Raw genomic sequence first — 15,469 nt, 5'->3', positions numbered from 1 at the left:
CCCCGCATCGGCCCGATGGGCACAGTTGAGGTCCGGACGGCAGGCAGGCTGTGGACGATTCGACCGGGGGGCTCGCCAGCGTGATGAACGACGTTCCGAAGCGGCGATCGATTCCTGCCGTTCGTGCCCTGGCGTCGTTCCTCGCCGCCTGGCTCGCGGGCGTCGGCCCGTCCTCGCGGGCGGAACCTCCCCGCGAGATCCACAACGTCGTCGTCTACGCCGAGCGCGGTCGGTTCGCGGGCTGGCCGGCGAACCACGGGATCTGGAGCTGGGGCGACGAGATCCTCGTCGGCTTCAGCCGGGGCTGGTACAAGGATCGCGGGCCGTACCACCACATCGATAAAGAGAGGCCCGAGGAGCACCTCCTGGCCCGCAGCCTCGACGGCGGCGCGACGTGGAAGGTCGAGCGTCCCCTGCCGGCGGGCGTTCAGACCGGCGCGGCCGGCATGCGGCACGGCCTGCTCCCCGCAGGGCCCGGCGAGCCCGATCCCGCCCCGCTGACCACGCCGCTCCCGCTGACCCGCCCGGACTTCGCGATGACCCTCCGGATGGAGGATTCGAACGCGGGAGCCTCGCGGCTGTACTTCAGCACGGATCGCGGCCATGCCTGGAGCGGGCCGTATCGCTTACCGCTCATGGGCCAGGTCGGCGTCATGGCCCGCACCGACTACCTCGTCGGCGGACCGTCGGAGTGCCGCCTGTTCCTCACGGCCTCGAAAGCGAACGCGAAGGACGGCCGTCCGTTCTGCGCCGAGACGACCGACGGCGGCCTGAGCTGGCGTTTCCTCGCATACATCGGCCCGGAGCCGCCGGGCTATGCGATCATGCCCTCGACCATCGCGCTCGGGCCCGACGACCTCGTCACGACGATCCGCCGCGCGGACCCGCCCCATAGCTGGATCGAGGCCTTCGCGTCCCACGACGGCGGCCGCAGCTGGAGCCTCCTGGGCCGGCCCGAGCCCGACGCCGGCGAGGGGAACCCCCCGGCCCTGCTGCACCTTCCGGACGGCCGATTGTGCCTGATCTACGGCTATCGCGCGGCGCCGTTCGGCATGCGGGCCCGGCTCAGCGGCGACGCCGGGCGGAGCTGGGGCGAGGCGATCATCCTCCGCGACGACGGCGGGGGCCGGGACCTCGGCTATCCCCGGGCCGTCGTCCGCAAGGACGGCTCGGTGGTCGTCGTCTACTACTATCACGACCGCACCGGCCCCGATCGCTACCTCGCGGCGACGATCTGGAAGCCCTGAACCGTGTCGCGCAGGATGGAAGCGGCCCCGCATTTCAGCCGCCGGAAGAGCCCCCGCCGAACTCCGCCTCGCGTTTTGCGGCCGCCTTCGCGCGCCCTTCCTCCCTGAGCTTCCGGGCGAGCGCCCGCTCGCGTTCGGCGGCCTCGATCGCCTCGACCTCGGCCGTGGTGAAGAGCGATTCCGCCGGCAACGGCTCCCCGCAGAAGCCGCACAGCTTGTTCCTCCGGCTCAGGATGGCGCGGCCGCAGGCGGGGCATCGATAGGCCATGTTGGACTCCTGAACGAAGGTCGCGGCTCCAACCTGCCGGAGGCGGCCTACCGGTCCGTCTCGCCCGATTTGACGGGGCGAAGTGGATGATCTTAAACGACCAACGGCATAACGCTCGATCTTGTTCAACGACACTGCCGATCGACATCAGTTTACATCTAAACAGTTCATCACCGTAACCTTTACGCCGATCGACATCCCGAGTACCATCAGTCTCGACCCGGCGAGGCGATCCGCCGAGTTCGTTTCCACCTCTCGAAACCCAGGCGGGCCTTCCATGCTCAGCACGACTCATCGACGCCTTACGGCCCTGGCGGCAATCCTCGCCGCATTCGCCACCGACCAGGCTGCGGCCCGCGCCGACTATGCGACGACCGTGCTCGCGAACTCGCCGGTGGGCTACTGGCGGCTCGGCGACGCCCCCGGGTCGACCACGGCCCTGGACTCGTCGACGACGGCGAACGACGGGGCCTACTTCGGCTCCCCGGTGCTCGGCGTCGCGGGGTTGATCGACGACCCGAACACCGCCGTCGACTTCGGGGGCGTCTCGGGCGTGACGATCGCCCATTCCAGCCTCTACGACTTCGTCGACCAACCTTTCACGATCGAGGCATGGGTCAAGTTCGACGGGCCGACGCCTTTCAATAGTCGGATCTTCGACAACGTCGGCGCCGGTACTCCCGACGGTTACGGCCTCGGGATCAACGACTCGAGCATGATCCTCTTCGGCAGCGTCAACGCGTCTGTCAACTTCTCGTTCCTCGACTCCCGGGCCCATTACATCGTCTTCACCTCCGACGGCCTCGGCACCGCGAACGGGTATGTGGACGGAATCCTCGTCGGCTCGGCGGCGTATTCGTCCTCGTTCCCCTTCTCCGGTCCCGTCCATATCGGCGCCGACAGCAACGGCGTAAACCGGTTCAACGGGATCATCGACGAGGTGGCGCTCTACGGTTCGGCCCTGTCGGGCGATCAGATCCAGGCCCACTACCGCGCGGGAGTCGTCCCCGAGCCCTCGTCGATCGTGCTGGGCGCCATCGGCCTGGGCTGGCTCGGCTCTCGGACCCGCCGACGAAGATGACCCGATCCGTTCGACGCCACGTCGACGCTCATTGCTGCTCGGCTCCGATCACGAGGGTTCGCCCGCCGCGGGCCCCCGTTTCGTATAGAACCACGCGGCGACCGTCCCGCCGAGCAGGCCCGCCGCCAGGGCGACGAGAGGAGAGTGTCCGACGCGGTAGAACGCGCCACGGTCCTCGGTCCCGCTCAGTTGCGAATCCAGGTTCATCAGGATCCGCATCTCGGTGTCGAGTTGCGGGTCGCCGGGCTGCCGCCCTCGGCCCTCGACCGCTCCACGGCCTTGAGGGCCATCCTGGTGCTGTCACCAGAGGATCGGAGGCTGGCGGAACACCGGCGACGGCGCGAGGAATCCGTTGTAGAACGACATGAGGACCTTCGTGGTGATGAGCCTGGAACCGAACTCGTCCGCGAACCAGGGCGCGGACGCCAGCATTAGGTAGCCGGAGCCGAGGAACGCGAATCCCGCCCACCAGCGCCGTTCCCGCCCGCGAAGGATGACCGCTCCCATCGCGGCGACTCTTATCGCCGCCCAGGCCGGGATTCGTCGGACCCATCTCGACAATGGCGACCGTCGAGTGAGAGCGGCGCCCGCAGTCGGCATCCGCCCGCGGACGTCGGCGCCGATCGTCGTTGCAGGCCGACTCAAGGTCGAGAAGGCGCGGGGTGGACGCGAGGAGGAGCCAGCCCGCGGTGGGCCGCAGCCGCGACCAGACCGCCGACGAGGTACCAGCAGAACGTCATGGCGGCCGTCTGCGGCGTGCGGGCGCCCGGCCGGCTCCCCAGGCCCATGAGCGGGGGCAGCACCACGGCCCCGAGTCCGGCCGCGGCGCCGAGGGCCGCCCCGCGGGCGAGCGAAGGACGTCCCATCCCGACCAGAGAATAGTACAGCGTGTTGCTCACCAGGTCGCCGCCCAGGGCCGCGGCCTGCAGCCGATCTTCCGGCGGGGCTTCGAGCCCGACCGCCTCCAGGCCCGAGGCGATCGCCCGTCGGCCGAGCGCGTCCATCCTGGGGGCGTCGGCGCGGACGCGACGGACCGTCTCGTGGAGGAGCGTCAACGCCGTGGCTCCGGCCAGGCCGCACAGCAAGGCGTTCCGCAAGCGGGGTTCGCCCTCGTTCATCTCGAAAGCCTCCAGACCTGGGAAGTTCGCGTCCCTTCGATGAGAGACAAGCGACACGTCGACCGGGGACGCGACGCGCAGGCCCTCTCGGCCGAAGCATTTGTCATTTTTGCAAATCCAAAATTTTGGATGCTTGGATCGCTGTTTTCGGGGATAGAATCCCATCAGGTGATCGACACTTCCGACGCGGCGTCGCCGCAGATGAGAATTCCCGTGAAAACCGCCGCGCATCCCCTGGATTCCGTCACGAAGTTCATGAGCAGCTCGCTCTTCCTCACGGCCGTCATGCTGGGGATCGCCTGTCTCGTGGGCTGGGCCATCTGGCGCGGTTGATCCTCGGCGGGGGCCCTGCCGGCGAATCATCCCAGCAGGGCGTCCAGCTTCCCCTCGCGCTCCAGCGTATGCAGGTCGTCGCACCCGCCGATGTGCGCGCCGCCGATGAAGATCTGCGGCACGGTCGTCTGCCCGTGGGCCTTCTGCACCATCTCGTCGCGGAGCGAGGGGTCGCCCGAGATCTCGATCTCCTCGAACGACGCCCCCTTGCGGGCGAGCAAGATCTTGGCGCGTGTGCAGTAGCCGCACCAACTCTTGGTGTAGATGACGACGTGTTTCATGGCAGTGGATGACTGCAAACCGAATGCCGCGCGGCGGGCGACCGGGACGCCGCGACCCACGTGGGCGACGAACCGCATTCGTCAGAGGCTCGTCAGGCCCCGGATCACGACCTCGAGGAATTCGCGGGCCCGACGCGCGAGGGCGTCGACCTCCTCCGGCCGCGTCGGGGGCGGGAGCAACGGGGCCGAGATGTTCTCGCAGCAGAGCGGCATCGCCCCGCCGGTGAAGGCGACGGCGTGCAGCAGCTTGTAATGGTCGATCTCGCCGAACCCGGGACCGCAGTCCTCGTCCCTCGGGAAGTTGCGATGGTCCTTGATGCAGAAGCTGCGGACCTCCCCGGCGCACGCTTTCAGGTCGGCGATCGGGTCGACGTCGAGGTAGTCCATCACGTTGCCGGCGTCGTAGTTGACCTTCACCCCGTCGTCGGCGACCTCGCGGACGATCTGGGCGCAGGCGGTGCCCGTCCCGGTCTCCCCGCCGTGCTGCTTGACGACGATCGTCACCTCGTGGTCGCGCGCGATCGGCCCCAGCGCCTTGAACCGCTCGACCCAGAGCTTGCGGTCGCCCCCCGCGGTGTGGCCGAAGGTCAGCACCTGCGGAATCCCCGCGGCCGCCGCCTGGCGGATGCGCGAGGTGAAGACCTCGACGGACTTCGGCGCCTCGGGATAGATCCCCGAGAACATCATGACGGGGACCAGGCCCAGGTCGCGACAGCGGTCGCCCAGCTCCTTCGCCCTAGCGGGCGGGGCTTCCGCGGCGAGGACCGGCGTCGGCTCGCCGTTCCCCTCGTCGTGCGTGACGCCCCAGGCGACGTACTCGTAGCCGGCGGCCTTGACCCCCGTCAGCGCCCGTCCGAGCGGGAACCGGGCGTAGGGCAGCGTCATGCAGGCGATGCGGAACCGGGTCGGCTCTCCGTGCGGCTCGTCGCGACGCGCGGCGCCCGCGCGAGGCGCCGCGGCGAGCGTCGCCAGGCCGGCCCCCGCGGCGCGGAGCCAGGCGCGGCGGTCGAGGTCGTCGGGGACGCATGACATCGGCAGGGCTCCGGGGGTGGTCGAGCGCGGCACGCCGGGTCGCCTCAGGAGAACTCCGTCTGGCCGGGGATGGCGATCCGCGAGGCGGGCGGCGCGGCGTCCCAATCGTAGCGGCCGGGGCTGAGGTCGTCTCGCGAGTTCAGGGCCATGTCCCAGGTGATCTCCTGGCCGGTGTACGCGGCCATCCGGCCCATGATCGCCAGCAGGGTGCTGCGCGCCATGTAGTCGCCGTTGTTGATGGGCTTGCCGCGGCGGATGCTCGCGAAGAACTCGTCGTGCTCGGTCTGGTACATTAAATTCGGCGGCCCGTCGAACGCCCACGCCGCGCCCGAGGTCGGCCGGATGGCCAGCCCCTTGCGACGCTCCGACAGCTCGGCCCGACCGCGCGTGCCCAGGGCGTGCACGCTGATGTCGCCCTTCGTGCCGGGCTGCTGGCGGCAGTTGCTGACGAGCCGAACGCCGTCGTCGTACTCGTAAACGACCGAGAAGTGATCGAAGACGTCGCCGTATTCGGGCCCGGTCAGTACTTGCCGGCCCCCCAGGCCGACGGCCTTCGCGGGATACCGCCCCTTCATCAGCCAGGCGCAGACGTCGAGGCAGTGGACGTGCTGCTCGACGTTGAAATCGCCCGAGAGCCAGGTGAAGTTGTACCAGTTGCGCATCTGGTAGGTCATCTCGGACCAGCCCGGCTGCCTGGGCTTGGCCCATCGGCCGCTGCGGTAATCGTTCGCGAACAGGGCGACGACCTCGCCGACGGCCCCCTCGTGGATGCGGCGGACCGTCTCGCGGAAGCCGTCGTCGTAGCGGAGGCAGAGGCCCGAGACGATCGACAGCCCCTTGCGCTCGGCGAGGGCGCACGACTCCAGGACCGAGCGGACGCCGGGGCCGTCGACGGCGACGGGTTTCTCGGCGAACACGTGCTTGCCGGCCTCCACGGCGGCCCGCAGGTGGATGGGGCGGAAGTGCGGGGTCGTGCAGAGCAGGACCACGTCGACGCCGCTGTCGAGAAGCTTGCGGTAAGCGTCGAAGCCCGCGAACCGCCGTTCCGGCGGGACGTCGAGCTTGGGGCCGACCTTCTCGTCCGCCTGGAGCGTGGAGAGGCTCGACTCGATGCGATCCGCGAAGGCGTCGGCCATCGCCACGAGTCGGGCGCCCGGATCGGCCTGGAGCGCCTGGGCGGCGGCCCCGGTGCCGCGGTCGCCGCAGCCGATCAGGCCGACCCGCAGGCGGTCGTCGCCGGCGGCGTGGGCGTTCGCCAGGGAGCCCAGGGCCCCGACCGAGGCCGAGGCCTGGAGGAACCGCCGACGTGAGGGGGCCTCGCGCATCGTCCACTCCTACTTCGTCAGGGGGCGGATCTCGAACTTGCGCACGAACAGCTCGAATCCCTCAGTCTGGAGCAGGATCCGGCCGCTCGAAGGCACGACATCATAGCAGGCGTCGACGGCCGCGCCATTCACCCTCACGGCGATCCGGCTCCCGTCGCACTCGCATTCGACCCGCGTCCACTCGCCCAGGGGACTCTCGACGTCCTCGCGGCCCCGAGTGTCGAGCAGCTCGCGGAATTCCGGGTCGTGCCGCGACCACCAGAGCTGCCCCGAGGTGAAGGTCCGGGGCGTCCCTCCGGGCTTCCATCGCGGCTTGCCGTCGGGCCCGATGACGACGTCGCTCGTGAGCCGCACCGACGCGACGGCCCCGCCCGCGTCCTCGCCGCGGATCACGATCAGGTCGCCGACGCATCCCTGGGCGAGCTGGCACTCGACGGACGACATCCAGACGCCCCCCGCGCCGCCGTCGGGGCCGTTCGCGTGCAGCAGGACGCCCGAGTTGCGGACGGACGTCCCGCCGTCGGTCCTCGCGCCCCACCGGTATTCGACCGTGAGTTGATAGTCGCGATAGGCCTCCCGCGTCCCGACGTACCCGAAGCCGTCGCCGGAGATGTGCAGGACCCCGTCCTCGACCCGGAAGACGCGGCGCGGGTCGGCCCGCCCCGCGTCCTTCAGCCAGGTCGACAGGCCGGACAGGTCTCGGCCGTTGAAAAGCGGGACCATGTCGACGGGCCGAACCGGCTCGGCCGGGCCGTCGCCGCACAGCCCGCTCGCGACGAGCCCGAGGAAGCTCGCCAGGCCGAGGATCGTTCGCCGCCACGCCATGATTTGCTCCGATGCGGATGGGCGCCCGTTCGACCGCCGGGTTCAGGACGCGCCGCCCTCGGTCCGGGGCTGTTCGAGCGGGTGATAGCCGAAGAGCCGGCGTTCCTTGATGAGGCTCGCGACGGTCGGCGGCACCATCGCCTCCCACGAGGGGTCGTCGTCGGTGATCTTCCGCAGGACGTCGCGCGAGAAGATCCGCAGGTAGTCCTTGTTGTAGAAGTCGATGCTCTCGATGTAGCCGTTCTCGGCGAGGTGGTCGTACAGCCCCTGGAGGCTCGGCGCGACCTTGAGCTTCTGGACGGTGACGAGCTGCCGGGTCGTCGCGTCGAGCAGTGGATAGACGAAGAGCTTCAGGTCGTTCCGGAAGAGCCTGCCGAACGACTCCAGGATGCCCCCTTCGAGGTGATCGTAGTACTTCTCGTCGAACAGGTCGATCAGGCTGGGGATGCCCATCGTGATGCCGATCGGCGACTTGGTGTAGCGGCGGAGGTACGACGCCAGCCGATAGTACTCGAAGTAATCCGAGATCAGGACGGTCGCCCCCGTCGCCGCCAGGACGTCGGCGCGGGCGAGGAAGTCGTCGTAATCGATGTCGCCGTTCTCGCCGCCGGCCGCGCGCAGGTTGCGCATGGTCAGCTCCATCAGCGAGACGACTTCCGGCTCGGCCGCCCCCCCCTGGCGTGCGGCGACATGGTTCAGGAACTGCTGGCGCGAGGTCTGGAGCATGTCCAGGTTGACGTGCGTGACCGGGCGGAAGGAGCCCCGCTCCACCAGGATCGGCTTCTTGTAGAGGACCTCGGACGGCTGCAAGACCTCGCCGTCGGCCGCGAACATCGCCGCGTCGCTCAGCTCGAGCTGGACGAGCTTCAGGCTCATCAGGCGATGGTCGATCGTCCGGAACTCGGGCCCGGAGAACTTGATCATGTCGACCTCGATGCGCTCGGCGTTGAGGTCGTCGATCAGGGTGTTCATCAGGTCGTCGGGGACCCGGAAATGGTAGAGCGCGGCGTAGATCAGGTTGACGCCGATGATGCCGAGGGCCTGCTGCTGGGAGACGTTGTCCTTGTCGAGCATGCGGACGTGGACGACGATCTGGCACGGCTCGGCGCCCGGCGTCGCCTGGTACTTGATGCCCATCCAGCCGTGGCACTCGTTCGTGCCCTGGAAGTTGCGGGCGGAGACCGTATCGGCGAAGACGAAGAAGTCGGTGTCGGCCCCGCGCTTGCCCTGGAGGCGTTCCTGCAGGAGCGCGTACTCGTAGTCGAGCATCGTCTGCAGCCGGTCGCGCGAGACGTAGCGCGACGAAGGTCCGTAGATGGCGTCGCTGACCGTCATGTCGTAGGCCGAGATGCTCTTGGCGATCGTCCCGGCCGCGCCGCCGACCTGGAAGAACCAGCGTACGACCTCCTGGCCGGCGCCGATCTCGGCGAACGTCCCGTACTTGCGGGGGTCCAGGTTGATGGCCAGGGCCTTCTGCTGGGTGACCAAATTCTTGCGGTCGGTCTTCGGTTCCAAGCTCGCCTCCATCCTTCTCGACGCCCCCCTGCCCGTTCGGGCGAAGCGAGCATTGTATCAGGACCCGACGCCCGACGACTCCGATGCGTCCCCGGAAGCCGGCGACCCGCCGGGCGACGGCCTCGGGAGCGTTGGATTTGACACGCCTCTCGCCGATGGGGTCGAATCGAGAGGCCCGACCGCCCCGACCGAACGTCGATCCCTCTGGAGACTTCGATGACGACCGTCCGCAGGCCTCGCCTCGTCACGCTGCTGGCCGTGCTCATGGCCTTTCATCAGGCGGTTCCGCAGGCCTGGGCGTGGGGCCCGATCGGGCACCGCGTCGTGGGCCGGTTCGCCGAGGCCCGCCTGTCCCCCAAGGCGAAGGCCGCCGTCGCCGCCCTGCTCGAACCGGGCGAGACGCTCGCCGACGCCTCCACCTGGGCGGACCGGAACCGGGACCAGCTCCCGAGGACGAAATCCTGGCATTACGTCGACGTGCCCCTCGACGAGCCCCGGTACGACCCTCGATTCTCGGGCGACGACCCCGCCAAGGGGTGCCTCGTCGACAAGATCCACGAGAACCTCGCGACCCTGAAAGATCCCGCGCGTTCGGTCGAGGACCGTCGCTTCGCCCTCCGGTTCGTCCTCCACCTGATCGAGGACCTGCACATGCCGCTCCACGTCGGCGACAACTCCGACAAGGGGGGGAATACGACCCAGGTCCAGTTCTTCGACCGGGGCTCGAACATGCACCGGGTCTGGGATTCGGGAATCATCGAGCAAGGTGGTGGGAACGAGGATTCCTGGCTCGCGAAGATGGCGACCGAAGGCGACGCCGAGACGGCGGCCGGCGGGACCGTGGAGGACTGGGCCACCGAGAGCCTCCTCGCCGCGCGGGCCGCCTACCTGGCCCCGGGGTCGAGCGAGCGGATCAAGTCCGGACGCAAGCTCTCCGACGCCTACCTCGAGGCGAACCTGCCGGTGGTGCGCCGGCAGCTCTTCCGGGCCGGGGTCCGGCTCGCCCGCGTGCTGAACGAGACGTTCGAGAAGTGACCGAGATCGAGCGACGACCCGCCGCCGCCCCCGTCAAAATCAGGAGAATCCGACCCCAAGATCGGGTCGGGCGCCTGGCCCCGACGACGCCGCTTCAAAACGGCCCGCCGGTTCGGGCGTGTGATAAAGTTCCGAGGGCCGTCAGCCGGAAGGGAAGTTGCGTCGCCGACCACGGAGGATCGTCGTGAAATACCGCCTCGCCGCCGCATTCGTCCTGACCCTCAGCACCGGATGCTCGCTCATCGAGCGCGTCGACCTGGCCCTGGAACGGCTCGGGATCGCCAACGCCCAGCTCGCCGAGGCCAACCAGCGGATCGCCGAGGCGAATCAGCGGATCGACGTCGCCAACCAGACGATCGTCCAGTCGAACGACATGATCCGCACGGCCAACCAGACGATCGACCGCTCCAACGCGACGATCGTCAAATCGAACGGCTCGATCGAGAACTCGAACGTGCTGATCGAGAAGTCGAACAGCTCGATCGCCAACTCCAACGCGCTGATTGAGAAGTCCAACGGCTCGATCGCGAACTCGAATGCGCTCATCGAGAAGTCGAACGGCTCGATCGCGAACTCCAACGGCCTGATCACCAACTCCAACGCGCTGATCACCGGCTCGAATGAGCTGATCACCAACTCGAACAAGATGATCGGCACGGCCAACCAGTCGATCGAACGTTCGACGGCGACGCTCGGCGAAGCCAACAGGAAATTGGAGGTCGTCGATCAGGTGATCCGGAAGATCCCGGGCCTGAAACCCTGACGAACCCCCAAAGCGCGAAAACGCCGCCCGGTCGGAGATCCTCCGACGAGGCGGCGTGTTGGTGTTGGTGATGGAGCGGTCGGCTGGACGGGGACGTCAGATCCCCGCGCCGCGCTGCTTGCGGATCTGGGCGCTGCGGTCGTAGCCGTCCCGGACGGCGTCGCGGGCGGCGTCCCATTCCATGTCGCCGTCCCAGCCGCTCTTCAGGTCGTCTTCGATCGCGTCGAAGCGGCCTTCGCCGAACTGCGACTCGGCGGTGGCGCCGTAGCGGTAGGCGGGCGCGTGGGTCTCGAAGGTGTCGCCTTCGCGGACGTAGGGACGCGAGCTGTAGTTGTCGCGGAGCCAGTTGTCCTGGGTGGTCGGGTCGATCAGCTCGCCGATGCCCTTGCCGGCGAGTCCGCCCGCGACGGCACCAAGGGCCGCGCCGACCGCCGTGCCGACGGGGCCGGCGACGGAACCGATCGCCGCACCCGACGCCACGCCGGCGACGGCCGCGCCGATGCCGGTTTCGACGGGATGCGAGCCCGGGGCGTCGGTGATGGGATCGGGATTGCGATCGCCGTGGGGAGGAACGTCGACGCTCTTCTCGGGATTGCGCGAGTCGGCCATGATCATCCTCGGAGAGGTGGAAACCTGGGTTGAGCCCGGCGGAGCCGCCGGACCGATCGCTCGTTTCTTTACGCAATTCCGTTGCCAACACTTGAGGCCGATCCGAGAAAAATATCGACGAATGTCTTCGTTATCGGATGTCCCCCGGAGATGGTCGTGCGCAGGTAGCCCAGGGCGGCGAGGCGGAAACTTTGCTGTCGCGATCGGGAGCTTGCGATGAAACTCGAGGTCGAGGCGATCCACCACGTGGGGCTGGTCGTGAAGGACAGGGCGGTCGCCGAGCGGTTCTACGTCGACGCCTTGGGGCTGGAACGCGTCCCCTCGCGGCCGTCGTGGCTGCGGTTGAACGGGGCGATCGCGATCCACCTCATCCCGCTCGCCAGCGGCGAGGATGAACCCCAGCACCACCGGTTCCGCCACGTCGCCCTCCAGGTCGCCGACCTGCGCGCGACGCTCAGGCTGCTTCTCAACGAGGGGATTCGCGTTTCCCAGTTCGACTTCGACGGCCGCGAGCGCGACGTCGCGGCGCCCGACGACCCGCTCGACTTCGGCGTCGGCTCGCTGTTCGTGCGCGACCCGGACGGCAACACGATCGAGTTCCTGCAGCTGGGCCACGGGCTCTTTGCGGGCCGATCGGTCGGGTTATAATGCGTCCGGATCCGGATGGACGATGTTTGGAGGACCTGAGTTGAACGGCAAGATCCTACCGTGCGCCATCGTGCTCGCCGCGTGCCTCCCATGCTCTGCGCAGGACGCGCCCGCGCCGCGGTTCAAGGCGGTCGCCTTCGATTACTTCGTCATCTTCAACGCCAACTCGGTGGTCCCCGCGGTCGAGGAGGCCTTCCCGGGCAAGGGGGCCGAGTTCACGAAGGCCTGGCGGGCCAAGCAATTCGAGTACGGCTTCTTGCGGTCGATCACCCATCGCCACGCCGATTTCTTCAAGGTCACCGAAGACGCGCTCGTGTATACGGCCGAGGCCATGAAGCTCGACCTGACGCCCGAGAAGCGGAGCCGGCTCCTCGACGCCTACCTCGACCTGAAGCCCTGGCCCGACGCCGCGGCCGCCCTGCGCAAGCTGAGGGCCTCCGGGGTCCGCATCATCACCATCGCGAATTTCAGCCCGAAGATGCTGAAGGCGAACGCCGACCACGCGGGCATCACCGACCTGTTCGACGAGCTGCTGAGCACCGAGGTCAACGGCACCTACAAGCCCGACCCCCGCGCCTACGCCCTGGGCATGGAGCGGCTGAAGCTCAAGAAAGAGGAAATCCTCTTCGCCGCGTTCGGCGGGTGGGACGCCTACGGCGCGAGGCATTTCGGCTACACGACCTACTGGGTGAACCGTTTCGACCTGCCCACGGAAGAACTCGGCATCGTGGCCGACGCGACCTCGAACAACCTGGAGGGGCTGCTGGACCTTGTGCTGGGTCGACGCTGAAGCCCCTCGCAGGGACGCTCATCCGGCGGCGCGTCGGACCAGGAGGCGGCCTAGCAGCCGCGCTCCCGAACACGACAGCGCCGCGACGCAGAGGACGACGAGCGTCGCGCGCAACCACGATGCGGCCGAGACCGGCAGCGCGAGCCCGGTCACGACGGCGACGTACGCAGCCAGGCAGGCCGGGCATTTCGGCGTCAGGGCGAGGACGGCCCCGGGCGCCAGCCAGCCCACGCCCAGGCCGGCGGACCGGGCGATCGACGACCGGCGAGGCGGATCGGGTCGGGCGGCCTCGCAGCAACCGCCCGCACTCACGGCCGGGACTCGTAGACGAGCTTGCCGGTCCGGTACAGGCTCGTCGCGTCGACGAAGCCCTCGTCGTACCGGTCGTGGTGCCGCACCCAATCCATCAGGTTGCGATGGGGGCCCGTCTCGTCGCGGCCCTTGGGCGTGAGGTCCATGTAGAAGTAGGCGCCGACCGCCCCCTCGTCGCCACGCGCGAAGCACGAGTAGGTGTGGAAGACGTCACCCGCCCCGTCCTTGACGAACACGCTCAGGCCGGGAAGCTCCTCCATCCCGCCCGTCATCGGCGCGTAATTGTAAGTGGCCTCGCCGCCCTCCGGGGCGTCCTTGGGGAACGACACGTGATAGTCGTAGTTGAAGGGGCTGCCGAACGACGACACCCACTTCGTCCCCCAGCCCATGCGCTTCTTGAAAGACTGGAGCTTGGCCAGCGGGGCCCGCGAGACCCGGACGAAGCTGACGTCGTGGTTTTCGAGATGGACGAGGGCTCCTTCAACGTGGTCGGACTGGAACGAGCAGCCGACGCAGCCTTCCTCCCAGTCCGGGCTGAACATGAAATGGTGGATGATCAGCTGGCTGCGGCCCGCGAACAGGTCGGCGAGCGTCTCCGGGCCGTTCGGCCCCTCGAAGACGTACGTCTTCTCGACCTTGACCCAGGGCAAGGCCCGGCGCTCGCGGCTCAGCTCGTCGCGGAGACGGGTCAGGCGCTTCTCCTTCTCGAGGAGGTCCTTGCGTGCGGCGGTCCATTCCTCGCGAGAGACGACGGGGTGATCGGCCATGCGATCCTCCTTCGAGCCTGGGTTCGAGTTCAGTGACGAGCCGCGATGCGAGACGGAGCGGCGGCCGCGGCGGGTCGCCCGGCCGCCGCTCCGCCGGTTCACATGAACGGTTCCTTGCCGACCGCGCGGCGGGCGTCGGCGAGCTGGCCGAGGTGGAACATCTGGTGCAGCGCGATCAGGAGGAAGGTCCTGCCGACCGTCCGCATCCGCTCCTCGAAGCCGGGCGGGACGACCTTCGGCGCGGCGTCCAGGCCGGCCTCGCCGATCTCCTCCAACCGCGCGAGGTTCTTCGCCCGGAGGCCGCGGTAGGTTGCGAGGACCTCGTCGAACGGCGGGTACGCGGCCGCGTCGTCGGTCGGGGTCGAGCCGGTCCCGAAGATCGGCCACCAGTGCTGGACCGGGTTGGGCTCGCCGAACACGGTGTGCGGGATCATCCCCTCGATCACGGCGAGGTGGCCGAGCACCCACATCGGGTGATTGCCGCCCCGCGAGGTCGGGGAGGTCAGGGGCGTCTGGCGCATGTCCTCGACGAGCCGGCCCGTCGACTCGTCGGTCGTCCGCAGCGCCCAGCGGATCTGGTCGATCGCACGCATCACTTGCCCCCCCCGCGACGTTCGGAGACCAGGCGCTCGGCGATCTCGACGATGCGCCGCAGGCCGTGATCCCAGCCCGTGCCGACGCCCTTGAGGACCGGCTCCGGGAGCGGGCCCATCGCCCGGTGCGTGAACGACAGGCGGGTGCCGCCGCCGTCGGCGTCGGGCGTCAGCCGGTACTGCACGTGATTGACGCCCGGGAACGACATGAACATCGGCCCGCACAGCTCCAGGAGCGTGGGCGGCTTGATGACCTGCACGTGCCCCCACAGGTGGCCCGCGTTCGCGCCCAGGTCGCGATACCAGCGCCCCCCCGGCCACGGCTCGACCACCATGGGGAACGGCTTGCCGTCCGGCAGCTCGCCGCCGGGGCCGATCTCCTCCAAAATCGCCTCGAAGGCGATCGCGATCGGCGCGGCGATTTCGAGCTCGCGGGAGATGCAGATGACCTGGACTTCCTGCTCGGCGATCGTCGTCGACATGTTCATCCCTCCGTACTGGAATCGGGTTGATCCTTCGCGGCGGGCCGCTCGGCCGCCTTGCGCTCGGCGCGTTCCTTGATGCGGTCGAGCTGGTGGTCCCAGAACGGCTCGAACGTCCGGACCCAGTCGTGGATCGGCTTGAGGCGGTCGGCGTTCAACGTGTAGAGCCTCTCGCGCCCCGCCCCTCGCACGCTCACGAGCCCCACTTCCCTCAGGACCCGCAGGTGCTTGGAGACCTGCGGCTGGGCCAGGCCGAGCGCCTCCACCACGTCGTTCACCGGCCGCTCGCCGCGGGCGAGGAACTCGATGATCTGCCGCCGCCGGGGCTCGGCGACCGCGTTGAACGCGTCCGATGTGGTCGGTGCTCGTGCCATGCGGGGATCATATACCCTAATGGGAATATTTCAAGGGAGAAGTTCCGGCGGGGCGGAAAGTCCTCGGAAGA

General features: G+C 68.7%; 21 protein-coding genes. 6 read left to right on the top strand and 15 right to left on the bottom strand.

What is annotated here, in order from left to right; genetic code table 11:
- The first annotated feature begins 83 nt into the window (after positions 1-83).
- Positions 84-1,247 carry an exo-alpha-sialidase gene (locus PZE19_RS00415; RefSeq protein ID WP_277858603.1) on the top strand — a complete coding sequence of 388 codons (1,164 nt, stop codon included), beginning with the start codon at positions 84-86 and terminating at the stop codon, positions 1,245-1,247.
- A gap of 34 nt (positions 1,248-1,281) precedes the next feature.
- Here the strand turns inward: PZE19_RS00415 and PZE19_RS00410 are convergent, their stop codons facing one another.
- Positions 1,282-1,515 carry a zinc ribbon domain-containing protein gene (locus PZE19_RS00410; protein WP_277858602.1) on the bottom strand — a complete coding sequence of 78 codons (234 nt, stop codon included), beginning with the start codon at positions 1,513-1,515 and terminating at the stop codon, positions 1,282-1,284.
- Between the two features lie 277 nt (positions 1,516-1,792).
- Between PZE19_RS00410 and PZE19_RS00405 the strand changes: the two genes are divergently transcribed.
- On the top strand, positions 1,793-2,596 hold the full coding sequence (locus PZE19_RS00405) for a LamG domain-containing protein (protein WP_277858601.1): 804 nt from the start codon (positions 1,793-1,795) through the stop codon (positions 2,594-2,596).
- A 48-nt stretch (positions 2,597-2,644) separates the two neighbouring features.
- Here the strand turns inward: PZE19_RS00405 and PZE19_RS00400 are convergent, their stop codons facing one another.
- From PZE19_RS00400 to PZE19_RS00365, 8 genes are all read right to left on the bottom strand, one after another.
- Positions 2,645-2,815 (bottom strand): hypothetical protein, encoded by a 171-nt coding sequence (locus PZE19_RS00400; protein WP_277858600.1) that lies wholly within the window; start codon positions 2,813-2,815, stop codon positions 2,645-2,647.
- An 81-nt stretch (positions 2,816-2,896) separates the two neighbouring features.
- Positions 2,897-3,103: a hypothetical protein gene (locus PZE19_RS00395; protein ID WP_277858599.1), complete on the bottom strand. Its 207-nt coding sequence runs from the start codon at positions 3,101-3,103 to the stop codon at positions 2,897-2,899.
- A gap of 134 nt (positions 3,104-3,237) precedes the next feature.
- Complete coding sequence (locus PZE19_RS00390) at positions 3,238-3,714, bottom strand: hypothetical protein (protein WP_277858598.1); 477 nt, start codon at positions 3,712-3,714, stop codon at positions 3,238-3,240.
- A 359-nt stretch (positions 3,715-4,073) separates the two neighbouring features.
- Positions 4,074-4,328, bottom strand: coding sequence for a glutaredoxin 3 (gene grxC / locus PZE19_RS00385; protein WP_277858597.1), 255 nt, complete (start codon positions 4,326-4,328; stop codon positions 4,074-4,076).
- An 81-nt stretch (positions 4,329-4,409) separates the two neighbouring features.
- On the bottom strand, positions 4,410-5,360 hold the full coding sequence (locus tag PZE19_RS00380) for a sugar phosphate isomerase/epimerase family protein (protein ID WP_277858596.1): 951 nt from the start codon (positions 5,358-5,360) through the stop codon (positions 4,410-4,412).
- A 44-nt stretch (positions 5,361-5,404) separates the two neighbouring features.
- Complete coding sequence (locus tag PZE19_RS00375; RefSeq protein ID WP_277858595.1) at positions 5,405-6,685, bottom strand: Gfo/Idh/MocA family protein; 1,281 nt, start codon at positions 6,683-6,685, stop codon at positions 5,405-5,407.
- 9 nt (positions 6,686-6,694) lie between these two features.
- Complete coding sequence (locus PZE19_RS00370; protein ID WP_277858594.1) at positions 6,695-7,510, bottom strand: 3-keto-disaccharide hydrolase; 816 nt, start codon at positions 7,508-7,510, stop codon at positions 6,695-6,697.
- A gap of 42 nt (positions 7,511-7,552) precedes the next feature.
- Positions 7,553-9,025 carry a TonB-dependent receptor gene (locus PZE19_RS00365; RefSeq protein ID WP_277858593.1) on the bottom strand — a complete coding sequence of 491 codons (1,473 nt, stop codon included), beginning with the start codon at positions 9,023-9,025 and terminating at the stop codon, positions 7,553-7,555.
- A gap of 216 nt (positions 9,026-9,241) precedes the next feature.
- Between PZE19_RS00365 and PZE19_RS00360 the strand changes: the two genes are divergently transcribed.
- Positions 9,242-10,060: a S1/P1 nuclease gene (locus PZE19_RS00360; protein WP_277858592.1), complete on the top strand. Its 819-nt coding sequence runs from the start codon at positions 9,242-9,244 to the stop codon at positions 10,058-10,060.
- 184 nt (positions 10,061-10,244) lie between these two features.
- Positions 10,245-10,823 (top strand): coiled-coil domain-containing protein, encoded by a 579-nt coding sequence (locus tag PZE19_RS00355; RefSeq protein ID WP_277858591.1) that lies wholly within the window; start codon positions 10,245-10,247, stop codon positions 10,821-10,823.
- A 96-nt stretch (positions 10,824-10,919) separates the two neighbouring features.
- On the opposite strand, the gene PZE19_RS00350 is transcribed toward PZE19_RS00355, so the two are convergent.
- Positions 10,920-11,432 carry a hypothetical protein gene (locus PZE19_RS00350; RefSeq protein ID WP_277858590.1) on the bottom strand — a complete coding sequence of 171 codons (513 nt, stop codon included), beginning with the start codon at positions 11,430-11,432 and terminating at the stop codon, positions 10,920-10,922.
- A gap of 216 nt (positions 11,433-11,648) precedes the next feature.
- On the opposite strand from PZE19_RS00350, the gene PZE19_RS00345 reads away from it, so the two are divergent.
- Positions 11,649-12,080 carry a VOC family protein gene (locus PZE19_RS00345; RefSeq protein WP_277858589.1) on the top strand — a complete coding sequence of 144 codons (432 nt, stop codon included), beginning with the start codon at positions 11,649-11,651 and terminating at the stop codon, positions 12,078-12,080.
- 40 nt (positions 12,081-12,120) lie between these two features.
- Positions 12,121-12,870, top strand: coding sequence for a haloacid dehalogenase type II (locus PZE19_RS00340; protein ID WP_277858588.1), 750 nt, complete (start codon positions 12,121-12,123; stop codon positions 12,868-12,870).
- 18 nt (positions 12,871-12,888) lie between these two features.
- On the opposite strand, the gene PZE19_RS00335 is transcribed toward PZE19_RS00340, so the two are convergent.
- The 5 genes from PZE19_RS00335 to PZE19_RS00315 form a co-directional block, all read right to left on the bottom strand.
- Positions 12,889-13,182, bottom strand: a complete 294-nt coding sequence (locus PZE19_RS00335; RefSeq protein WP_277858587.1) for a hypothetical protein — start codon at positions 13,180-13,182, stop codon at positions 12,889-12,891.
- Positions 13,179-13,949: a DUF899 domain-containing protein gene (locus tag PZE19_RS00330; protein ID WP_277858586.1), complete on the bottom strand. Its 771-nt coding sequence runs from the start codon at positions 13,947-13,949 to the stop codon at positions 13,179-13,181. The genes PZE19_RS00335 and PZE19_RS00330 overlap by 4 nt, the downstream gene beginning before the upstream one ends.
- Positions 13,950-14,047: 98 nt before the next feature.
- Positions 14,048-14,542, bottom strand: a complete 495-nt coding sequence (locus tag PZE19_RS00325; RefSeq protein ID WP_277858585.1) for a DinB family protein — start codon at positions 14,540-14,542, stop codon at positions 14,048-14,050.
- The gene (locus PZE19_RS00320) at positions 14,542-15,024 is read right to left on the bottom strand and encodes an SRPBCC family protein (protein ID WP_277858584.1); all 483 of its coding nucleotides are present in this window, start codon (positions 15,022-15,024) and stop codon (positions 14,542-14,544) included. Before PZE19_RS00320 ends, PZE19_RS00325 begins: the two co-directional genes overlap by 1 nt.
- Before the next feature lie 2 nt (positions 15,025-15,026).
- Positions 15,027-15,398: an ArsR/SmtB family transcription factor gene (locus tag PZE19_RS00315; protein WP_277858583.1), complete on the bottom strand. Its 372-nt coding sequence runs from the start codon at positions 15,396-15,398 to the stop codon at positions 15,027-15,029.
- Positions 15,399-15,469 lie beyond the last annotated feature (71 nt).

Origin of the sequence: Paludisphaera mucosa, assembly GCF_029589435.1 — a bacterium.
Taxonomy (GTDB): domain Bacteria; phylum Planctomycetota; class Planctomycetia; order Isosphaerales; family Isosphaeraceae; genus Paludisphaera; species Paludisphaera mucosa.
This window is presented reverse-complemented; position numbering and strand designations above follow the sequence as displayed.